This window comes from Alphaproteobacteria bacterium GM7ARS4, assembly GCA_014332745.1.
GTDB lineage: Bacteria > Pseudomonadota > Alphaproteobacteria > GM7ARS4 > GM7ARS4 > GM7ARS4.
In genome coordinates this window covers 17,527-38,274 of the sequence record JACONL010000007.1, presented here as the reverse complement: position 1 = coordinate 38,274, position 20,748 = coordinate 17,527, and the positions used below count along the sequence as shown (strand labels likewise).

Below are 20,748 nucleotides of genomic sequence, written 5' to 3'. Positions count from 1 at the left end.
TGGAGGCATGGATGGTAGGGGTCATCGTATGGTCATGATGGACAGAATTCTGTCTTACTGTTCTGTTCGTGAGAACGGCATGTATATCGATGCGACATTTGGGGCTGGCGGCTGTTCCTATGGGTTATTGTCGTCCATGCCGTGTCGTGTTGTCGCGATGGATTGTGATGGCGAGGCCATGAGGCGGAGTGCCATGGTGCGTGACCTTTTTGGCGAGCGTTTTTCCTTCATACAAGGGCGTTTTTCGTCATTGGAGGAGTCTGTGCGTTCTGTCATTGGTGATGCGTGTGTGCATGGGGTTATTTTCGATTTAGGGGTGTCATCCATGCAGTTGGATGATGGGTGTCGGGGTTTTTCGTTCATGCGTGATGGGCCATTAGATATGCGGATGGGTGGTGAGAAGGAGAGTCATGTGCCGTCGGCAGGTGATGTTGTCAATACCGCCTCAGAGTCGGCATTAGCGGATATTTTTTACCATTTGGGCGAGGAGAGGCGTGCCCGTCATATTGCCTCACGGATTGTCCATAGGCGAAGGGAGCGTCCTTTCACCCGCACGTTGCAGCTGGCGGATGTCGTTGTCTCAGCATTGGGGGGGAGACGGCATCGCCTTCACCCCGCCACCCGTGTTTTTTTAGCATTACGCCTTTACGTCAATCGGGAATTGGAGGAGTTACGCGCAGCCCTTCCTCAAGCCCTGTCCCTTCTGACGGCGGGGGGACGTTTATTGGTGATGAGTTTTCACTCTTTAGAGGATAGGCTCGTCAAACGATTTATGCGTCTCCATGCGGGCCATGCTGTTCCTCCTTCGCACAGCGTTCATGCCTCTTCTACGCCGTCCATGTCCTTGCGTCTGTTACACAAGCACGTCATCACGCCTTCTCGAGAAGAGGTGGCGCGCAATCCCCGCGCTCGCTCTGCCAAGTTACGTGTTGCCGAGAAACGACCCATCACAGCACGAGGCGTGATGGCATGAGGGGATATTTTTTCTTTGTCATCGCCTTCATCATTGTCATTTCTTCCTCCTTTATCGCACGGGAGAAACATCGCCTTTTAGACAAGGAACGACTCGCTTTGGACCATGCGGTGCGTGATGTGCGCCAGTCATTACGTATTTTAGAAGCGGAATGGAGTCTCTTGTCGGCACCATGGCGTATTGCCTTTCTCAATGAGCGTTATCTCTTTTTGCGCCATGGGCCTAAGGCGTGGGATGAAGAGGCTCTTGTGCCGACAGACCACGCCACGTCTATACGTGAGACATCCCTATGGGCACAGCGTGATTGTGCTGAGGGAGAGGAGTCATGCCAATGAAGAGACGTCTTTGTTCTTGGGCATGTCGCGATGCCTTGTCCCATGCGCATATGCGTGGGCGTCTTACCATGTGTTTGGTATGTTTTGCGTGTGTCGGGATGATTTTAGTATGGCGCTTATTCGATGTGATGGTCTTTGTGGCTGCTCAGGCGCCAGTGTCTGCCACCCATGACATTGTGCGGGGGAATATCTACGATAGGAACGGCGTGTTGCTGGCGGTGAGTCTGCCGACGACGTCAGCCTATGTCCATCCTGATGACATCTATGGCGATAGGGCGAAGGAGACGTTTGCGCGCGCTGTGGCGTCTGTCCTTCCCCATGTCGATGGGGATCATCTCTATGACAGGCTCAAGGGGCGAGAAAAATTCATATGGCTCGAGCGCAACATGACGCCGACACGACATCAACAGCTCATGGAGAAAGCCATTCCGGGCGTGCACTTTGTCCGTTCCAGTCGCCGTTTTTATCCCCATAAGGCGCTCACATCCCATATTGTTGGCTTTACCGATATCGACCATAAGGGACTCGCTGGTGTGGAATATGCATCGCAAGAGGCGTTACATCAGGGGCAGGATGTCCATATGACGGTTGATATACGTTTTCAGCATATTCTCAAGCAAGCCCTCCTCAGCCTTATCCCTGTCTATAAGCCAAAAGCAGCTGTTGCTATCATGCTTGATGTGCGTGATTCGAGCATTTTAGCGAGTGTCTCTCTTCCCGACTACAATCCCCATTATGCGGGAAAATATGACGAGAATGCGCGTTTTCATCGCGCCACCCATGGGATTTACGAGCTCGGCTCACCTCTTAAACTCTTCACGGCGGCGTTGGCGTTAGAACGAGGCGCGTCCCTGTATGACAGGCATTATAACGTCCGTGATTTTCTACGTGTGGACGATATAGAGATACGCGACGCCCATATTCGCCTTCCCGTCATGAGTCTTGCTCAGATTGTTACCTACTCGTCCAATGTGGGGGCAGCGCGCGTTGCTCTGTCCATGGGACAAGATGCTTATTTACGTTTCTTAAAGCGCTTTCATTTTTTTCAATCCCTTCCCTCAGACATATCGGAACGCGGGACACCGCGTTACCCCAGCGTGTGGCATAAGGGCGACTGGGTATCGTCTTCCTATGGGTATAGTTTAGCGATAACGCCTCTCCATCTTGCCACAGCTGTTGCTTCTTTGGTGAATGGCGGCGTGTATCATGCGCCTTTTATCGTGCGTGGGCGTTCAGAGTCGTCATCCCATGTTGTCGCGGGGTATCGCGTTATTTCTGAGGGGACGTCGGCGTCCATGCGGCGTCTCTTGCGTGACGTTGTCATCTATGGCACAGGCAAGCAGGCGTCCGATACATCCGTGACCATCGGCGGTAAGACGGGAACGGCAGAGAAGGCGTCCATAGGAGGCTATGACCATGACCGCCTCGTCGTGTCTTTTGTAGCAGTGTTCCCTATGGAAGAGCCACGTTACGCGCTGTTCGTCTTGGTGGATGAGCCACAGACATCGCCAGCGGGAGAGGCGCTCAGTGGCGGCACGGTGGCAACACCCCTTGCCCGCGACATCGCACAGCATATTATGCGCTTACACCAGAACGACAGACATGGAGGCGCATTGTGATGACTCTCTATGAGCTCTTACACCATAGTGGGGTCAGCCAAGGGGCGCTCCTATGGACAGGGAGAGGCGATACAGAAGGCGTCATCTCAAAGAGCAAGGCATGTCATGTGACGGGTTTATGGTGCGATTCCCGCATGGTGCAAAAGGGGGGATTGTTCGCTGTGTTCGATGGCACACATCATCAAGGTGAGACATTCGTCAAAGATGCTCTCGCTTGTGGCGCATGTATCTTGCTCGTCTCTCAGAGACGTAAAGACAAGATCATCGAACGCTACGCGCCTCTCTCTTCCTTTTTTCTTGTGTGGGATGATGTGCCAAGACGTTGCTTTGCCTTGATGGTGGCATCGTGGTTTTCCCATAGGCAACCTCCCCATATGGCCGCTGTGACAGGGACCAATGGCAAAACATCGGTCGCCTCTTTCACGCGCCAATTATGGGCTTGTGGTGGCATGCATGGGGCGTCTCTAGGGACATTGGGCGTTCAGACAAAGGAAGACGCCAGAGTGCCCGCCACCCGACCGGCCACCATGTCTCACCATCAGCCGTCTCTCACGACCCTTGACTCTTACCGCCTGCACGAATCCCTCGCATGGCTCGATGGGATAGGCATGAGCCACGCCATCATGGAGGCATCGAGCCATGGTTTAGCGCAATATCGTTTGGATGGCGTGCGCATCGATGTGGCGGCATGCACCAATATCGGACGAGACCATTTAGATTACCATGTCACAATGGAGGCGTATCAACGGGCGAAGGCGAGGCTCTTCTTTGAGATTGTCGAGGATGATGGCTGTTGTGTGTTTAATCTGGATGATGATGTGAATGCTCTCTGGCATGACACCCTGACGCGTCAAGGCATGCGACTCATGAGCTATGGACGCGCTCACGGAAGCACCCTCAGACTCCTCAAGATTGATGGCAATGGGTGTGTCGTCACCTATGATGGCCGAGACTATCGCCTTGCCATTCCGTTTAGGGCTGAATTTCACGTCATGAATGTTCTCTGTGCTTGTGCCATTGTTTTGGCATCGTCTTCTATGGGCTGTGAAGAGCTTTTTGCGGCTGTGCGCCATGTGCGTTCTGTGGCAGGGCGTTTGCAACGGGTGGCGCGCGCCTCTGATGGGTGTGGTGGGATTTATATTGATTATGCCCATACGACAGATGCTTTGCGCGCCGTATTGAGCGCTCTATCTGTGGGGAAAGCGCGCCATGCGTCACTATGGGTCGTCTTTGGCTGTGGCGGCGAGCGTGATAAGGGCAAGCGCATTGAGATGGGGCGCTGTGCCGACATGTTGGCGGATAAGAGTATCATCACCGATGACAACCCGCGTCTCGAAGATGCCTCCTCCATTAGGCGGGACATTATGGGAGGGTTTGCGCGCGCGCCGATGGAAATTCCTTCTCGAGAGCAGGCAATCGCGCATGCGATGGACGGGGCGGGATGTGATGACATTATTCTTATCGCTGGCAAGGGGCATGAGGACTATCAGATGATCGGCAGAGAGTCTCTTCCCTTCAGCGATGAAGCATGCGTCCATAGCTGCTGTGCGTTATCCCCACGTTGGGAGGCGGTTGCGTGATGACGAGTGCGAAGGAACGCGTTTTGTGGCATGAGAAGCGTCTCAATGCCGTGGGGATGAAAACTGTCGGCGGGAAGAGAGATTGGCAAGCGAGAGGCATTGCCATTGATACGCGTCTCTTGTGTGATGGTGATATGTTTGTCGCCCTTCGAGGCGCGCGTCAAGATGGGCACGCTTATATACAGCATGCCCATGAGAAAGGCTCTCCTGTGGCACTCGTCTCTCTGGAGTCTGTGGATATTCCCTCCTCTATGGCATCGATTCTTGTGGATGATTGCGAGGATGCATTGCGCGCTATGGCCTCCTATGCAAGGACACAAAGTCAGCGCGTTATCTGCGCGGTGACGGGGTCTGTCGGCAAGACAACGACAAAGGAACTTATCGCCACAGCCCTCTCATGTCAGGCAGATGTCCATAAGAGCACAGGTAACTACAATAATGCGTTAGGTGTCTCTATTGCCCTTGCCTGTTTGCCCGTTGATGGTGGCTATGGGGTTTTTGAATGTGGCATGAATCACAAAGGCGAGATAGAAACCCTCAGTCGCTGGTTACGCCCTGATATTGCGGTGATAACCCATATACGTGAAGCCCATTCGGCCTTTTTCTCTTCGATGGAGGACATATGTGACGCCAAGGCAGAGATTTTTTCTTCGACCCGTCACGATGGTTGGGCTGTCCTGAACCGAGATGATGCCTTTTACGAGCGGCTCGAAGGGAAGGCGCGAGACCGAGGCATCAGTAATATCATGTCTTTTGGGAAGCACAAGGACGCCACCATGCGTCTCCTCTCTTATGAGAGAAGCACAGGACGTGGTCGCCTCTGTTATAGAGGAGAAACGCCCCTCTCTTTTTCTTTGAACATGATGGGTGAGCATAACGCCATGAATATGTTAATAGCACTCTGTGTCGTTAAAATCTGTGGCTTATCTATGACGAAGGCACTGGCAGCGCTGGCGACGCATGAGGCTCTCGAAGGGCGAGGCATGGTGCTAGAGATTCCCTTGCCTGAAGGCGGTTCTGTGACGCTCCTTGATGAAAGTTACAATGCATCGCCAGCCTCGATGGCGGTCGCCTTACAGACTCTCACCGATATTGACAGCAAAAAGCCGAAAGGAAGGCGTATTGCCGTGCTAGGCGATATGGACGAATTGGCAGAGCCGCGCATGCGTCACGAGGAACTCGCCCATGTCATTGCCAAGCTGGCCATCGACGCCGTTGTGTGCTGTGGGACGTGGATGGCCTATTGCGCGTCGATGCTCCCCACAGAAAAACGATATGCCTATGTGGATAATGTCCATAGGGCAGGTGATACGCTCTGTGCCTTTGTGCGTGATGGTGATGTCGTCATGATAAAAGGCTCAGCGTCTCAGAACATGGGAACAATACGGGACAGGCTCTACGCCTTGAATCGGGGGGTGGGCGAGGATGGCGCGCTCAGACAACGAGGGAGGACGACATAGCTTATGTTCCATGCTCTCTTGACGCCTTTATCGAGCGTCTTTGGTCCTTTCAACTTATTTCACTATATCAGCGTCCGCTGTTTTGGTGCGTTGCTCACGTCACTCCTCATCTGTTTTGTCATCGGTCCTCATGTCATCGGTTGGCTTAAGCGTCATCAAGGCTATGGGCAACCCATACGTGACGATGGGCCTGTGCGTCATGTCCTCACAAAAAGGGGGACACCGACGATGGGCGGGAGCATGATTCTCTTATCAACACTGCCTTCTGTGCTGTTGTGGGTGGATGTGAGCAACCTCTATGTGTGGATTACCATTGGCGTCATGTTAGCCTTTGCCTGTATCGGTGGCATGGATGACTACCATAAGATAAAACAGCTGTCCCATAGAGGCTTGCGTGGTCGGACGCGTCTCTTGCTGGAGAGTGCTGTGGTGGTGGCGGCGGCCTTTGTCCTCTACAGCTATACTGATTATTCGTCAGAACTCTTATTCCCATTCTTTAAGGATATATCGTTGGATATAGGCTTATGGAGCATTCCCTTTATGGTGTTGGTGATTACAGGCTCTGCCAATGGCGTTAACTTAACCGATGGTTTGGATGGTCTTGCCATTGTGCCTTTGATGTTTTGTTTGGCGTGTTTTCTTGTGATCGCATGGGTTGTGGGCAATGTCGTCCTCTCTTCCTATTTGCAGCTGACATATGTTGCTGAGAGTGGCGAATTGGCTGTTCTCTGTGCGGCGATGATAGGGGCATGTTTAGGGTTTCTTTGGTATAACGCGCCGCCAGCGATGGTCTTTATGGGTGATATGGGCGCTCTCTCTCTGGGCAGTGCCTTAGGATGTATTGCCGTCATCGCAAAGCATGAGTTTGTCCTTGTGATTGTCGGCGGCGTCTTCGTCTTGGAGACGGTGTCTGTCATTGTGCAGGTGCTCTCTTACAAATTGACAGGCCGCCGCGTGTTTTTAATGGCACCTCTCCATCACCATTACGAGCAAAAGGGCTGGCAAGAGGCGACCATTGTTATTCGTTTTTGGATTATCTCCGCCATTTTAACCTTGCTAGGCTTGGCAAGCCTCAAGATACGCTAGGGAGGATAGGTCTTATGGTTTCTCTTGCCTATTATCGCCATCGTCATCTTGCCTTGTTGGGATTAGGGAAGGCGCACTATGCCCTCTATACGGCCTTGCGCGCCTCTGGCGCTTATATTGATTGCTGGGATGATGATGAGAATGTGAGGCGCGCCTTAGATGAAAGCGGTGATGCCATCACACTGGTTGACCTGTGGGAGCAAGATTTTTCTCGCTATGAAGGCTTGATTGTCAGTCCGGGGATTGCCCATCGAGGCGCCTCAGCACATCCCTTAGCGCATAAGGCCCGTGCATGTGGCTGTCCTATTATGGGTGAATTATCCTGTTTTGACCATGTGGCGAGTGCCGACACGACCATCATCGCCATCACAGGCACGAATGGCAAGACGACAACGACGGCGTTGCTCACCCATATGTTGCAACAAACCCACGAGCATGCGTATGAGCGTGTGCATATGGCTGGCAATATCGGCACGCCTTTATTTTCCTTAGAAGAGATCGAAGGCGTCTGTGTGTTTGAATTATCGTCTTTTCAGTTGGACTTTCCGCGCACACGCGCCTTCGAGGTCGCTGTTTTGCTGAATATCGCACGAGACCATCTTGCACACCACGGGGGCATGGATGCCTACTATCAGGCAAAAGAGTCCATTTTTCAAGGCGGGGGGCGCAACGCTCATGCTTTCATAGGCGTTGATGACGCTAAGAGTTTGGCGCTCTTCAAGACGCTGCGCGCCTCCAGTCAGCGCCACGTCGTCGGGGTGAGCGAGTCCTCCCATGTGGAGGGAGGACTCTTCATCGAGAATGGCTATGGCATCGATGACCGTCATGGCAAAAGAACACGTCTCTTTTCCATCAAGGAGCGACAAGACATTCATCCCCTCAATCAATTGGTTGCCTTTGGCGTTGCTGACGTGATGGGGGTGGAACAGACAGCCTGTATGCGCGCCTTGCGTTCCTTTGTTGCGCCATCCCATCGGTGCGCCCATGTGGGGCAGACAGAGATGATCACGTTCGTCAATGATAGTAAGGCGACAAACATTCACGCATGTCTCCATGCCTTGTCGCGCTATGACAACATTTTTTGGATTGCTGGCGGCTCAAGCAAAGGGGAGGAAGAGCATGCTCTCAAGGATTTAGAGGAGTCTCTGACGTCCGTATGTCATGCCTTTTTTATTGGCGAGATGGCGCGCGCAATGGCGCGCTCTGTGGAACGCTATGTTCCTGTGACATGCTGTGATAATTTACGCAGCGCCTTCTCGAAAGCATGTGAACATGCCCAAGAACACGCCTCTTCAGGGAAGCGGTCGACGGTGTTGTTGTCGCCAGCATGCGCGTCTTTCGACCAATTTCGGGATTATCGTCATCGTGGCGCTTGTTTCACCGCCTATGTGGAAGAATGGTTGACAGCGCGGACATCGATGGAGACAGCGCCATGAGCACATCACCTGTGTTCTTTATACAGGCATGGTGGCGAGGGCTTGACAAGGGTGTCTTTGCCTTTGCGATGGTGGCATCTGTGTTGGGGATTGCATGGGTTGCCTCCTCCAGTGAGAGCCTTGCCCTGAGGGTGGATGTGGAACGTTTCTATTTTGCCTATCGTCAATGGACGGTGTTTGTCTTTTCTTGTGCGTGCCTTATGGCGTTGTCGATGATGGGACGGCGGCACATTCTTCTTTTTTCTATGGTCGCCTTAGGGCTTTTGAGCCTATTGCTTGTGGCGGTCTTAAACTATGGCGACTCCATCCATGGGGCACAACGTTGGATAACGCTACGAGAGTGGCGTTTCCAGCCGACAGAGCTGGTGAAGCCATTTTTGATTATATTGTCGGCTTGGTTGTTTCAGAGACATTTTCTCGACCCCGATGGCTATAGTCTTGTTCTTCACCTTGTGCTCTTTGTGCTTATTCTCACGCTTATCATGGCACAGCCTGATATTGGTCAGGCTGTGCTTATCATGATGGTATGGGGCTTGCAATGTTTTGTGGCGGGTGGGCGTATGCGTTTTTTGTTGGGGCTTGCCCTCATGTTTCTTGGTTTTTTTGTGGTCGCCTATGGGACGTTTCCTCATGTGTCGGTGCGCCTCTCTGAATTTATGAACAGCGCGACCGAAGAGAGCTACCAAGTGGGACGTTCCTTGCGCGCCTTTGCCCATGGTGGTCTTTTAGGCGTTGGTATGGCGCAAGGGGTTGTCAAGATACAATTGCCTGATGCCCATGGCGATTTCGTCTTTGCGGTGATAGGCGAGGAGTGGGGCTTTATGGGATGTTTTATGGTGCTGTGCGCTCTCGCATGGTTTGTCAGACATTGTATGGTGGCTATTGGCGCTCTTTCGAGGCATGAGGAATTATGGGTTCTTCTTGCCATTTTCGGCTTGATGTCCATGCTCACCATACAGAGTATCATCCATATGGCGTCGGTGATGGCATTGATTCCGACAAAGGGTATGACTCTTCCCTTTTTATCTTATGGCGGGTCATCTCTGTTAGGCAGCTGTGTGACCATAGGGCTCTTATTAGCGCTGATGCGGAGGCGGGTGTCATGCTAAGGGTTTCTCGGCGTCACAGCATGCTGAATGTTGTCGTTGTTGCTGGCGGCACAGGGGGGCATGTGTATCCCGCCTATCGTGTGGCATGCTTGTTAGCAGAGCGAGGGTGCAATGTCTTTTTCATGACAGATAAACGAGGGTCTCGCTATCTCCATGGCGTGCCTTATTTTCCTGTGACGATGGTCAGGGATGTGCGTTATCGCCAGCTGTTCGACATGCCTCTTTTTATCATACGGCTCGGTGTCTCATGTCTACAGAGTTTCATCTTACTATGGCGATGGCGAGTCAGGAGGGTGATCGCCTTTGGTGGCTATGTGTCTCTTCCCTGTATGGCGATGGGGTGGTTATTGGGATGTCGCCTCTTTGCCCATGAGCAAAATGCGCGTATGGGGCGGGTGAATCGGTGGTGTCTGCCGTATATCGATGGCATGGCGCTGGGTTTTGCCGAGACAGATGGCATGGCGCGCCGTTATGTTGGCAAAACACGTCATACACACCATGTCGTTCGACAAGACATTATCGAGGCACAGGAACGAGGAGACACGCATAGACATGATGGGGAGAAACTCACCATCTTAGTGGTTGGTGGCTCGCAAGGGGCGTCTGTTTTTTCTTCTCTTATCCCTCAAGCTCTCTCTCATTTGACGAGAGAAGAACGCCACCGCGTCGTTGTCATGCAACAATGCCTCTCAGACCAGCTGACGTCATTACGTCAACGCTATCACAGGTTAGGGGTCGATGCGTCTCTTTCTCCTTTCTTTAATGATATGGGGAAGCTCTTGGCGTTAGCGGATATGGCGATCTCTCGGGCGGGTGCTTCTATCATTGGCGAACTCTTGATAACGAAGACACCCGCATTGTTTATTCCTTATCCTTTTGCTCAAGACAACCATCAGCATGCCAATGCCATGAGGGTGCAGGCATGGGGGGGCGCATGGCTCTACGAGCAAAGTGATGTCGCCATAAGCCACAAGATAGGCGAGACGCTCCGCCATGTCTTAGGCAATCCTCAGCGCTTAAAGGCGATGTCTTCTTGCCTAGCGCCTCATGCGACGCCGCATGCGGGCGAGCATATTGTGGATATGCTGTTGGCGTGTGTCGGGCATGAAGGAGGCACGCCATCATGATGGACGTCTTGATGAAGGATAAGGGGATGATACATTTTGTCGGTATCGGTGGTATCGGCATGAGCGGTATTGCCGAAGTGCTCTCTACGCTGGGCTATGGAGTGCAAGGGAGCGACATGACAGAAAATGCCCAAGTGAAGCATTTACGGGCGCTTGGCATCAGTGTCAGCATAGGACACAAGGCAGACAGAGTCGATGACTCGGTATGGGTGGTCGTCATGTCGTCAGCGGTCGGTGAGGACAATATCGAGATTAGAGAGGCGCGTCAAAGGCGTATTCCCGTGATAAGGCGCGCTGAGATGCTGGCAGAAATCATGCGTTTCAAGCATTCTGTCGTCATAGGGGGCTCTCACGGCAAGACAACGACAACATCTCTTGTCGCCAATGTTCTTGCGCGAGGAGGGTATGACCCAACGGTTGTCAATGGTGGCGTCATAGAGCAGTGGAAAAGCACAGCGCGTATTGGAAAGAGCGCATGGATTGTCGTCGAGGGAGACGAGTCTGATGGCACATTCACGCGCCTTCCCGCCACGGTGTCGGTTGTGACGAATATGGATGAAGAGCATATGGACCATTACAAGACGTTGGACGCCTTAGAGGACGCCTTTCATCTCTTTGCCAGCAATATCCCCTTTTATGGCTTTTCGGTCTTATGTATTGACCATCCAAGGGTGCAACGTCTTGTCGCCAAGATGGAGTGTCGTCATGTCGTCACATGCGGGTTGTCGCCCCATGCCGATGTGCGCGCCTATGATGTGCGCCCATGCGGTATGTCCATGCTTTTTTCTGTCGATTTTTCTCAGCAGTCGTTCCCCATGCGCGACAGGATAAAGGATATACGTCTTCCTTTGGTGGGAGAGCATAATGTCAAGAATGCTTTGGTAGCGGTGGCGCTGGCGGCGACATTGGGGGTGGAGAACGAGACCATCATCGATGGGTTAAAACATGCGCCTAAGGTGCGCCGTCGTTTTAGCCATATTGGCACGAGCAAAAAGGGGGCGATGATTATTGATGATTACGCCCATCATCCATCAGAGATACGTGCTGTCCTACAAGCAGCCGCTGGCGTGACGTCTCCGCCATCCCATACATCACATACGTGGCAGGGGGCATGGCGGGGGGGTGGGCGTCGTATCGTTGTCTTTCAACCTCATCGTTATAGTCGCTTGCAGTCTCTCTTTCCTGAATTTTGCTATGCGCTCAGTCAAGCCGAGATTGTGGGGATTGTGCCAGTGTATGGCGCTGGCGAGGACGCCATAGAGGGTATTCATCGTGATAAGCTCATTGAAGGTCTACGCACATACGGGCATCGTCATGTCTATGGGCTAGAGGGTGAGCATTCCCTTGCGCCCTTTATCGAGGAACAGGCGCAGAGCGGGGATATTGTCCTCTGTTTAGGGGCGGGGTCTATCAGTGCGTGGACACATCGCCTTAAGGACAAGGAGGGGTTTTTATCATGACAATATCGTCTTTCCCGTCCTTATGTCGTGATATGCGTTCTCTTGTGCCTCTATCGCAAAAGACGTGGCTGGGTGTTGGTGGCCATGCCGATTGGTTTTTCGAACCGCGTGATATGACGGCGCTTCAAGCGTTTTTGCGTCATAATGATGCTCTTGGTCTGGACGCCTTGCCTGTGTTGTGCATGGGGGGCGGGTCTAACATGCTTGTCCGCGATGGTGGCGTGCGCGGTGTCGTTGTGCGTTTGGGGCGTGGCTTTCATTCTGTGCGCTTTGAGGATGAAAGTGTTGTTGTTGGCGCTGGTGTGTCGTTGGTGCACTTAGCGCAACGCGCCTATCGGGAGGGGAGGACGGGTCTTGCCTTTTTAGCGGGCATTCCGGGCACTGTGGGTGGCGCTTTGTTTATGAATGCGGGGGCGTTTGGCGACGAGATAGGCTCTATCACTGAAGAGATGACATGGGTGACAAGGCACGGCGACGTGCAGACCTTGCGTCCTCGACAAGGCGCTTTTTCCTACCGTCAGAATCATTGTGTGGGTGATGGAGTCATTGTGGCGGCGCGCCTCTCATGCCCTCAAGGACATAAGGAGGCGATAAAAGAGCAGATGGACGCTTTTCGTGCCATGCGTCATCGTCATCAGCCTATTAAGGAACGTAGCGGTGGAAGCACATTCAAGAATCCCGACAATGATAAGGCGTGGCGTTTGATTGATGCGGCAGGCTGTCGCTCTATGCGGCGAGGGGATGCCATGATGTCGCCTGTGCATTGTAACTTTATGATTAATACGGGGCATGCGTCAGCATACGATATGGAAATGTTGGGGGACGCTGTATGGCATGCGGTGTATCGCCATTGTGGCGTGCGTCTACAATGGGAAATTCAGCGCGTCGGTATGGCGCGCGGGGGACAAACATGATGATGAGTCTCTCTCCCCATACAAGGAAGAAAGTCGCTGTTTTGATGGGCGGTTGGTCGAGGGAACGCGCCATTTCTCTCGAGACTGGACGCTGTGTCTATGATGGCTTATGTCGTCTGGGCCATGACGTTGTGGCATTGGATGTGGCGGACAGGGGTGCTATAGGCAAAATCGTCGCGCTGGCACAAGATGGCACAGAGTGCATTTTCAATGCGCTCCATGGGCGTTGGGGGGAAGATGGCTGTGTGCAGGGCATATTAGAGTGCATGGGCGTCCCCTATACCCATTCGGGTGTGTGCGCGTCTTCTTTGGCGATGGATAAATATGTTGCGCAGCGTTTCTTCATGCAAGAGGGGCTTGTTTGTCCTCCCATGAAACGTTGCTATCGTCACCAATGTCTTGTGGGTGATGAACCTTTCCCTCGCCCCTATGTCATCAAGCCTATCAATGAAGGCTCTAGCGTTGGTGTCTTCGTGGTGCGTGAGGACAAGGATGTGGAGGATATGCGTTCCTTTGGCGCTCTTGATGACCTTATCCTTGTTCAAGAATTTATCTTAGGGCGCGAACTCAGTGTTGGCGTGATGGGAGGCAAGGCGTTGGGTGTCATAGAGATTGTCCATCGTCGGGGGTTTTATGATTACCGCGCAAAATATGATGAGGGGGGGTCACAGCATGTCATGCCAGCGCCTATTGGCAAGGATATGTACGGGCGCGCCATGCATCTTAGCGAGCAAGCCTATCGTTGTTTGGGATGTCGAGGGATTGCGCGGGTCGACTGGCGTCTACAGGAGTCCAGCAACCACCTCTACATGTTAGAGGTCAATACACAGCCCGGTATGACGAGGCATTCACTTTTCCCTGAGATTGCCGCCTATGAGGGTATCGATTTCGAGTCCTTGCTGACGTGGAGCATTGCCCATGCGACTCTTGACGCCACAGCCGCTGACGGCGGCGCTGTTGAACGAGAGGAGGGACAAGCATGCTAAAGAGAATGGCACAACGAATGGGACGGGCATTGGTCGTGGGTTGGCGTGTCTATTGGGGGACGCGCTATCACAAGACGAAGGCTTGCGTTGCTTTGTTCCTGTTGGTGTCTGTTTTATGGTCGGTGGACGCCTTACGCCATGCGGTGATTCCCTATGGTGAGCGTGCCTTGATTCGTGTGAGTCATCATTTAGGGTTTGTGGTGCGCCATGTCACCATTGACGGGACGAGGAGTCTCTCTTACGAGGATGTCCTTCGTGCGTCTGGTCTTGCCGATGGGATGTCCCTTGCCTCTTTTTCGGTGGATGATGTGCGCGCCCGTGTGCGGACGTTAGAGTGGGTTCGTGACGTGCGTGTGCGCCGTTATTGGGGAGGCCATATCCATATCACCCTCTATGAAAGGGAGGCGTTTCTTGTGTGGAAAAAGGAACATCGTTTTTTTCTTGTTGATACACAAGGCGTGACCATCGAGGAAGTCGCGCGAGACATCGTGCCGTCACATGTCGTTATCAGCACGAGGGAGCGCTTGGCATCTGGCTTAGCGTTATATCAGGCGCTCAGTGATGTGAGCGAGGGCGTGCTGGAGATTAGGGCGATAGCGGACATAGGCGGCGCAAGGTGGGAAATCCACATAGAGGGCGACATCATTGTGTTCTTACCTGTGGCAGAGCCTATCACAGCATGGTCGCGTATGGTGAAGGCACGGCGCGACTCAGCGCTTCTCTTAGGTGACGATGTTGCCTATGTCGATATCAGAACGAAAGACAAAATGGTGCTTTCTCTCAAGACGCCGCCATCCGAGTGGCGACAGCGCTTTTACCGCATGATGGCACAGCAAAGACAAGCCAATACAGCGATGCACCCCCATGGACAACACTAAAAATTAGGAGGAAAAGATGACACTTGACTTACAGGTACCTCAGACAGAACAACTCTTCAAGCCACGTTTATGTGTGTTTGGTGTCGGTGGGGCTGGTGGCAACGCTGTCGCCCGTATGGCAGATTTAGGCATGGAAGGAGTCGAGCTCATCGTTGCCAACACGGATGCTCAAGCCCTTATGTCGTCAAAGGTGACAAACCGCTTGCAACTTGGCCCCTCCATCACACAAGGGTTAGGCGCTGGTGGCGACCCAGCCATTGGTAGGAAGGCGGCGGAAGAAGTGAAGGAGATTATTTCCGAGAGAATACAAGGCACAAATATGGTTTTTGTTGCCGCTGGTCTTGGTGGTGGGACGGGAAGTGGCGCCGCCCCTATCATTGCCCAATGCGCTAAAGAGCAAAATATCCTCACAGTAGGCATTGTGACGACACCTTTCCAATTTGAGGGGGTGTTGATACAACAGCGCGCTCGGGAGTCCCTTGAGATATTAGAGCCTTTGGTAGATACCTTGATTACCGTGTCCAATCATAATTTGTTTACGGTCCATGGTAACGTGCATATCGGTGAGGCGTTTGCTCTGGCTGATGGCATTCTTGTCTATGGCGTGCGGAGCATCACCGATTTGATGGTGCGTCCGGGGCATATCAACCTCGACTTTGCCGATATTCAATCGGTGATGCGTTCTATGGGGAGGGCGCGTATCGGGAGTGGCGAGGCAAGAGGCAAAGACCGCGCCATCACGGCGGCGAAATCAGCGGTGACAAATCCTCTCTTGGAGGATGATAATATCAGTGATGCGCGGGATGTGCTCATCAATATCACATGTAGTGTCAATGCCGACCTCAATGAAGTCAATGACGCCATTCAGTATGTGCGTGGCATGGTGCGAGATGACGCCAATATCGTCTTTGGCCTGTCCATTGACCAGCACTTACAAGAGGATATGCGCGTCTCTGTCTTGATAGCGGGGATGGATAAGAAGAAACACCCCAATGCCCATCCTCATGATGTCGGACAACACGCCCCTCACACGCAAGAAACGCTCGTATCGCCAGCGCGCTCACGTCACGAGTCGACTCATGACTCTCCCGATAGAGGTCAAGGGAACGGGTGGTGGCAAGCTTTTTGGCGGTGGTTCGTTTATGGGAAAGGAGCAAGCTTCGAGGATGACAAGAGCATTCTATCACAAGACACAATGCCTGAGCCTATCAACAGACACCACAAGAGGATACCATCGAGACAAAAGCTGTCTCAAGAGAAGAAGACAGAGAACGACTCTCCTCTTTTAACGCATGAGAAGACAGAGCAAGAACAAGCCTATCGCCAGAGATTCGTCAAAGATCTCTCGAGGGATACCCACCCTCACGACCATGGCCATGCGCCAACCCTTCCCCTCCCTTTAGAGCGCATGTCATCGCCCTCGATTCTCGACCTCACGGACAGGAAAGAGAAAAAAGCGCCTCAGCGCGCCACGTCCCATGATGCTGACGATATGGGAGGAGACTCTGCCCACCCCACAATGCCAGAGGAAACGCCCGCCATGCCCCAGCCCCAACCCCTTGTTCCCGTGGCGGTGCGTCCTCAAGAGCCTCACCCTATCCCATTTTATACGGGACGTAAAACACAGCCCGAGCACACCGACCCTACACCCCATACTCATCCATCGCCAGAACAAGCCAGCCAACAAGACAGCGCCCAACAAGACAGCACATGTGACGACTTTCCCCCCTTCCTACAAAAACATCATTCCCGCTGAAAAATCATGGGTGGTATCCGCACAGTCCACGTCTCAGACACATGTCTCAGACACATGATGACATTTTGTCACAATTGTTGATTTCCCCCTCAGCTCTTTTTTTGTCATCTTAACACAGAGGGGCAGAGGAACGAGGGGCATCGAGAGAGACAAGAGGGACGCATGATAAAGGCAAAACGAGGGGCGCGTATGATAACGGGAAGGGATGTAATACAGGACGGGACAAGGGGCGTTGGCGTGTGCCAACAGACGATAGAGCAGACGACAAGCACGAAGGGTAAAGGCCTACACACGGGCAAGAGGATTACCTTGACGATGCATGCGGCAGCGGCGGGGACGGGGATTGTCTTTATGGCCGATGGCAAGAGGACTCCCGCCTTATGGCGCAATGTGGTGGCAACACGGATGAATACGAGCTTGGGCGAGGAATGTAAGGGGATTTCCTTATGGACGGTTGAGCATATGATGGGAGCATTGGCTGGTTGTGGCATTGATAATATGGTGGTCGAGGTAGAGGGGGGAGAGATGCCCGCCATGGATGGTAGCGCCCTTGCCTTTGCCGACATGATCAAGCGCGCTGGGATTAAGAAGCAAGACAGAGCGCGTCGCTATATACGTCTTTTGAAGGAGGTGCATGTGACCAACGTTGATGATGGCGGATATATCGTGGCGACCCCGTCACAGCGCGCGTCTTTCGATTATACGATCGATTTTCCCCACCCTCTCATTGGCAAGCAGCAGTATGACTATCATGAACAAGGCATGGAGCATTTCTATAGGGAGATAGCACCCGCTCGCACATTTGGCTTTATGGAGGATATCGAACGCCTACGGGCTCAGAATTTAGGGCTTGGAGGCGATAGAGATAATGTCGTTATTCTCAACCATCAGGCTGTTGTCAATGGCGGCGCGTTGCGCTTTGCGGACGAATTTGTTCGCCATAAAATACTGGATGCTTTAGGCGATACCTTTTTAGCAGGGGCGCGTATCATTGCCCGCATGGCATGTTATCGAGCAGGGCATGGGTTACACCACCGATTCGTGCAGGCATTGATGGCGACGCCAGATGCTTGGTGTTGGTCTTCCGTCTTTGATGAGGGGAACGTTGGTGATGTCTCCCCCCAGAGTCACATGATGACACGTTCTATATCTTAACGGGCTATATCGTAACGGGCTATATCGTGATGGGGGCGACGTTGTGCCTGTCATGGATGGATTCTTTTCTTGTGTGTTGTCATTTTCTTGGCTATATAACACAAGTGTGGGGCATAAGAGAGACAAGCGTGTAGTGGGGTTTGAGAGCGATGGCACAAGGCAGAGCGTTATATCGGGTGGTGATGGTGATCTGTGTGCTTTTGGCACATGGGTGTTCTGGCGCAAGGGATGTCTTAGATCTGAATGAATATAGTGAGCGTTCGGTTGCCTCGATATATAATGAGGCGTTGGCGATCCTCTATGAGGAACGCTATGGCGATGCGGCAAAGCTGTTCGAGGAGGTGGAACGACAATATCCTTATTCATGGTGGGCGACAAAGGCGCAGATGATGGCGGCTTTTGCTTATTATCACATTAATGAATATCAGGATGCCATTTTGACGGCAGACCGCTTCATTGGCCTTCATCCGGGTCACCGCTATGTTCCTTATGCCTATTATCTCAAGGGGATGAGCTATTATGAGCAGATAAAGGATGTCGCCCGTGACCAAAGGGATACGGAGTTGGCATTGGACACATTTAGACAATTGGTCGACCGCTATCCCGAGTCGATTTATGCACAAGATGCCGTGGCAGAGAAAATAGACGTTCTCATAGACAACCTTGCTGGTAAAGAGATGGAGATAGGGCGTTTTTATCTTAAGCGTGGGAAAGACATTGCCGCATTGAATCGTTTTAATAAGGTTATTCGTGATTATGACGAGACGATCCATGTGGTTGAAGCATTACACCGCCTTGTTGAAAGCTACTTGCGTCTTGGCTTGGTAGAGCAGGCAAAAAAGGCAGCAGCTGTTTTAGGGCATAACTATCCTAAGAGTGAATGGTATAGCGATAGTTATTATTTATTGGCATCCAAAGGACTGGTTGGGGAGGGGAGAGCCGACAGGGTGCGTCCGGGTGCTATTTCTGTGCGCAACATTCGTCCGGGGGATTTAGATTTAGAAGATGATGGCAAGGCGACGCTCTTGACCCTATGGCAGCAGCTGTTGGACGAGGATGACACGGGCTTTCGCGAGCGCCTTGCCGAGAAACAGCAAGATGTGCGCTAGTCGATTTTTGTGATGGACGATACTGTCGAGAGGCGACGAGTCTCATGTTGTGTCAATTATCCATCAGGAATATCCTATCTCTTGAGTCGATAGATATAGAGTTCTCTTCGGGGTTGAGCGTCCTGACGGGGGAGACGGGGGCGGGCAAATCTATTTTGTTGGACGCGTTAGGATTGGCGTTAGGCTGGCGCGCTGAGTCGGGCTTGTTGGGGCGCGCTGGGAAAACAGCCTCTGTTTCTGCCGTTTTTGCTGTGGATGCGCAGAGCAAAGAAAAAATAGAGCAGGTCCTCTCTCCCCATGATATTGCCATCGAAGGCGACAGCCTCATCATGCGTCGTGTCATCCAGAGCGATGGACGTAGCCGTGGCTATATCAACGATATGCCAGTGAGTATCACCTTGATGCGCCGTTGCGCCGCCCATTGCGTGGAGGTGGAAGGGCAATTTGCCAGTCAAGGCTTATTAAATCCTCACAATCATCGCCTTATCCTCGACTCCGTTGCTCAGATCGCCGACGAGCGAGTCTTGTTGGCTGAATACTATAAGGCTTATGCGGAAAAACGCGATGCGTTGAGGCGCGCTCAGGACATCATTGAACGAGAACGAGAACAACAAGCCTATCACATGGCATGCTTGGATGAATTGGATAGGTTAGCGCCTAAAGAAGGCGAGGTGACGCAACTCACAGAGAAAAGACGCCTCTTTCGAAGGCGTCATGCATTACAAGAGCATATCGAGGGGGCACGGAAGGTTTTACGAGGGGACGGGCATAAGGGAGGAAGCGTCTATCATCAATGTGAAAAAATACAGCGTCACATGCATGCGGTGAAAGATGACATGCCGGGCCATGCCGATGCTCTTGTTCAGAGTGTGGACAGCATCTGTTTGGAACTGACGGAATTGGAGTCCGCCTTGCCGACGTTGGACCATCTCATCGACACTGAGGGCGAGTCCTTAGAGTCCATAGAGGAGCGTCTTTTCGCCCTTAAGGGCATTGCGAGAAAACACCATATCGATGGCGATATGCTGTGCCAATTTCATCAAGATTTGGCACAACGTGTGGAGCGGGTGCGTCGTGAGGAGGACACGCTGACACAATACGAGAAGGATGCCCGTCATGCGTGGGACATCTATGAACGCCAGAGTTTATTGGTGCGTGAGAAACGCAAGGAGGCGGCGCATATTTTGGATGCTTCTGTGGTTGGTGAGCTATCGTCCCTCAAACTAGAGAAAGCCCGTTTTGAGACGAGAATTGAGGAACTCCCGCGTGATGAATGGAGAGAGCATGGTGGCGAGAATGTAACATTTGCCGTGTCCTTCAATCCGGGCTTTGATATGGCTGGGGTGCATAAAGTCGCGTCGGGGGGTGAACGTTCGAGGATGTTGCTTGCCCTACGTGTCGTCACGTCTCAAGCGTCCTGTCCGCCAACGCTCATTTTTGACGAGGTAGATAGTGGCGTCGGTGGTGCTGTTGCCGATGCTGTGGGTCAACGTCTGTCTTCGTTGGCACACCAGCGGCAAATTCTTGTTGTAACCCACTCTCCCCAAGTCACAGCCTTTGGACACGACCATTATCTTATCCGCAAGGACACGGAAGATGGACGCGTCGTGACGCGTTTAGAGTCACTCAATGCCGATGATAGACGAGAAGAACTAGCGCGCATGCTCTCAGGGGCGTCCATAACGGCAGAGGCGCGCGCTGCCGCCACACGCCTCTTAGAAGGACAGGTATAGCGCTTCCCACAATAGCTCCCCACGATAGCCTT

Annotated in this window: 17 protein-coding genes; all 17 read left to right on the top strand. The window is 52.6% G+C overall.

The window, feature by feature from the left end; translation table 11 throughout:
* Nucleotides 1-7 precede the first annotated feature (7 nt).
* The gene (rsmH, locus tag GDA54_05430; GenBank protein ID MBC6497743.1) at nt 8-973 is read left to right on the top strand and encodes a 16S rRNA (cytosine(1402)-N(4))-methyltransferase RsmH; all 966 of its coding nucleotides are present in this window, start codon (nt 8-10) and stop codon (nt 971-973) included.
* Nucleotides 970-1,308 carry a hypothetical protein gene (locus GDA54_05425; GenBank protein ID MBC6497742.1) on the top strand — a complete coding sequence of 113 codons (339 nt, stop codon included), beginning with the start codon at nt 970-972 and terminating at the stop codon, nt 1,306-1,308. Before rsmH ends, GDA54_05425 begins: the two co-directional genes overlap by 4 nt.
* Entirely contained in the window at nt 1,305-2,927 is a 1,623-nt protein-coding gene (locus tag GDA54_05420) for a penicillin-binding protein 2 (protein ID MBC6497741.1), read from the top strand. Before GDA54_05425 ends, GDA54_05420 begins: the two co-directional genes overlap by 4 nt.
* Nucleotides 2,924-4,507 carry a UDP-N-acetylmuramoyl-L-alanyl-D-glutamate--2,6-diaminopimelate ligase gene (locus GDA54_05415; GenBank protein ID MBC6497740.1) on the top strand — a complete coding sequence of 528 codons (1,584 nt, stop codon included), beginning with the start codon at nt 2,924-2,926 and terminating at the stop codon, nt 4,505-4,507. Before GDA54_05420 ends, GDA54_05415 begins: the two co-directional genes overlap by 4 nt.
* Nucleotides 4,507-5,967 carry a UDP-N-acetylmuramoyl-tripeptide--D-alanyl-D-alanine ligase gene (locus tag GDA54_05410; GenBank protein ID MBC6497739.1) on the top strand — a complete coding sequence of 487 codons (1,461 nt, stop codon included), beginning with the start codon at nt 4,507-4,509 and terminating at the stop codon, nt 5,965-5,967. Before GDA54_05415 ends, GDA54_05410 begins: the two co-directional genes overlap by 1 nt.
* 3 nt (nt 5,968-5,970) lie before the next feature.
* The gene (locus GDA54_05405; GenBank protein MBC6497738.1) at nt 5,971-7,053 is read left to right on the top strand and encodes a phospho-N-acetylmuramoyl-pentapeptide-transferase; all 1,083 of its coding nucleotides are present in this window, start codon (nt 5,971-5,973) and stop codon (nt 7,051-7,053) included.
* A 14-nt stretch (nt 7,054-7,067) separates the two neighbouring features.
* Nucleotides 7,068-8,489: a UDP-N-acetylmuramoyl-L-alanine--D-glutamate ligase gene (murD, locus tag GDA54_05400; GenBank protein MBC6497737.1), complete on the top strand. Its 1,422-nt coding sequence runs from the start codon at nt 7,068-7,070 to the stop codon at nt 8,487-8,489.
* Entirely contained in the window at nt 8,486-9,598 is a 1,113-nt protein-coding gene (locus tag GDA54_05395) for an FtsW/RodA/SpoVE family cell cycle protein (protein ID MBC6497736.1), read from the top strand. Before murD ends, GDA54_05395 begins: the two co-directional genes overlap by 4 nt.
* On the top strand, nt 9,592-10,725 hold the full coding sequence (locus GDA54_05390; GenBank protein MBC6497735.1) for a UDP-N-acetylglucosamine--N-acetylmuramyl-(pentapeptide) pyrophosphoryl-undecaprenol N-acetylglucosamine transferase: 1,134 nt from the start codon (nt 9,592-9,594) through the stop codon (nt 10,723-10,725). The genes GDA54_05395 and GDA54_05390 overlap by 7 nt, the downstream gene beginning before the upstream one ends.
* Complete coding sequence (locus GDA54_05385) at nt 10,725-12,185, top strand: UDP-N-acetylmuramate--L-alanine ligase (GenBank protein ID MBC6497734.1); 1,461 nt, start codon at nt 10,725-10,727, stop codon at nt 12,183-12,185. The genes GDA54_05390 and GDA54_05385 overlap by 1 nt, the downstream gene beginning before the upstream one ends.
* Nucleotides 12,182-13,099, top strand: coding sequence for a UDP-N-acetylmuramate dehydrogenase (murB, locus tag GDA54_05380; protein MBC6497733.1), 918 nt, complete (start codon nt 12,182-12,184; stop codon nt 13,097-13,099). Before GDA54_05385 ends, murB begins: the two co-directional genes overlap by 4 nt.
* Nucleotides 13,100-13,101: 2 nt before the next feature.
* The gene (locus GDA54_05375; GenBank protein ID MBC6497732.1) at nt 13,102-14,085 is read left to right on the top strand and encodes a D-alanine--D-alanine ligase; all 984 of its coding nucleotides are present in this window, start codon (nt 13,102-13,104) and stop codon (nt 14,083-14,085) included.
* Nucleotides 14,079-14,963, top strand: a complete 885-nt coding sequence (locus tag GDA54_05370; GenBank protein ID MBC6497731.1) for an FtsQ-type POTRA domain-containing protein — start codon at nt 14,079-14,081, stop codon at nt 14,961-14,963. The genes GDA54_05375 and GDA54_05370 overlap by 7 nt, the downstream gene beginning before the upstream one ends.
* A 16-nt stretch (nt 14,964-14,979) precedes the next feature.
* Nucleotides 14,980-16,719 (top strand): cell division protein FtsZ, encoded by a 1,740-nt coding sequence (gene ftsZ / locus GDA54_05365; GenBank protein MBC6497730.1) that lies wholly within the window; start codon nt 14,980-14,982, stop codon nt 16,717-16,719.
* Between the two features lie 162 nt (nt 16,720-16,881).
* Nucleotides 16,882-17,874 carry a UDP-3-O-[3-hydroxymyristoyl] N-acetylglucosamine deacetylase gene (lpxC, locus tag GDA54_05360; protein MBC6497729.1) on the top strand — a complete coding sequence of 331 codons (993 nt, stop codon included), beginning with the start codon at nt 16,882-16,884 and terminating at the stop codon, nt 17,872-17,874.
* Between the two features lie 182 nt (nt 17,875-18,056).
* Nucleotides 18,057-18,983, top strand: coding sequence for an outer membrane protein assembly factor BamD (locus tag GDA54_05355; protein ID MBC6497728.1), 927 nt, complete (start codon nt 18,057-18,059; stop codon nt 18,981-18,983).
* Nucleotides 18,984-19,027: 44 nt separating this feature from the next.
* Entirely contained in the window at nt 19,028-20,716 is a 1,689-nt protein-coding gene (locus GDA54_05350; GenBank protein ID MBC6497727.1) for a DNA repair protein RecN, read from the top strand.
* The last annotated feature ends 32 nt before the right edge of the window (nt 20,717-20,748 follow it).

What these genes read in the sequence shown, in the direction of transcription:
- rsmH (MBC6497743.1), top strand. Translation starts at nt 8, where the DNA reads ATGGATGGTAGGGGTCATCGTATGGTCATGATGGACAGAATTCTGTCT.
- GDA54_05425 (MBC6497742.1), top strand. Translation starts at nt 970, where the DNA reads ATGAGGGGATATTTTTTCTTTGTCATCGCCTTCATCATTGTCATTTCT.
- GDA54_05420 (MBC6497741.1), top strand. Translation starts at nt 1,305, where the DNA reads ATGAAGAGACGTCTTTGTTCTTGGGCATGTCGCGATGCCTTGTCCCAT.
- GDA54_05410 (MBC6497739.1), top strand. Translation starts at nt 4,507, where the DNA reads ATGACGAGTGCGAAGGAACGCGTTTTGTGGCATGAGAAGCGTCTCAAT.
- GDA54_05405 (MBC6497738.1), top strand. Translation starts at nt 5,971, where the DNA reads ATGTTCCATGCTCTCTTGACGCCTTTATCGAGCGTCTTTGGTCCTTTC.
- murD (MBC6497737.1), top strand. Translation starts at nt 7,068, where the DNA reads ATGGTTTCTCTTGCCTATTATCGCCATCGTCATCTTGCCTTGTTGGGA.
- GDA54_05395 (MBC6497736.1), top strand. Translation starts at nt 8,486, where the DNA reads ATGAGCACATCACCTGTGTTCTTTATACAGGCATGGTGGCGAGGGCTT.
- GDA54_05390 (MBC6497735.1), top strand. Translation starts at nt 9,592, where the DNA reads ATGCTAAGGGTTTCTCGGCGTCACAGCATGCTGAATGTTGTCGTTGTT.
- GDA54_05385 (MBC6497734.1), top strand. Translation starts at nt 10,725, where the DNA reads ATGGACGTCTTGATGAAGGATAAGGGGATGATACATTTTGTCGGTATC.
- murB (MBC6497733.1), top strand. Translation starts at nt 12,182, where the DNA reads ATGACAATATCGTCTTTCCCGTCCTTATGTCGTGATATGCGTTCTCTT.
- GDA54_05375 (MBC6497732.1), top strand. Translation starts at nt 13,102, where the DNA reads ATGAGTCTCTCTCCCCATACAAGGAAGAAAGTCGCTGTTTTGATGGGC.
- GDA54_05370 (MBC6497731.1), top strand. Translation starts at nt 14,079, where the DNA reads ATGCTAAAGAGAATGGCACAACGAATGGGACGGGCATTGGTCGTGGGT.
- ftsZ (MBC6497730.1), top strand. Translation starts at nt 14,980, where the DNA reads ATGACACTTGACTTACAGGTACCTCAGACAGAACAACTCTTCAAGCCA.
- lpxC (MBC6497729.1), top strand. Translation starts at nt 16,882, where the DNA reads ATGATAAAGGCAAAACGAGGGGCGCGTATGATAACGGGAAGGGATGTA.
- GDA54_05355 (MBC6497728.1), top strand. Translation starts at nt 18,057, where the DNA reads ATGGTGATCTGTGTGCTTTTGGCACATGGGTGTTCTGGCGCAAGGGAT.
- GDA54_05350 (MBC6497727.1), top strand. Translation starts at nt 19,028, where the DNA reads ATGTTGTGTCAATTATCCATCAGGAATATCCTATCTCTTGAGTCGATA.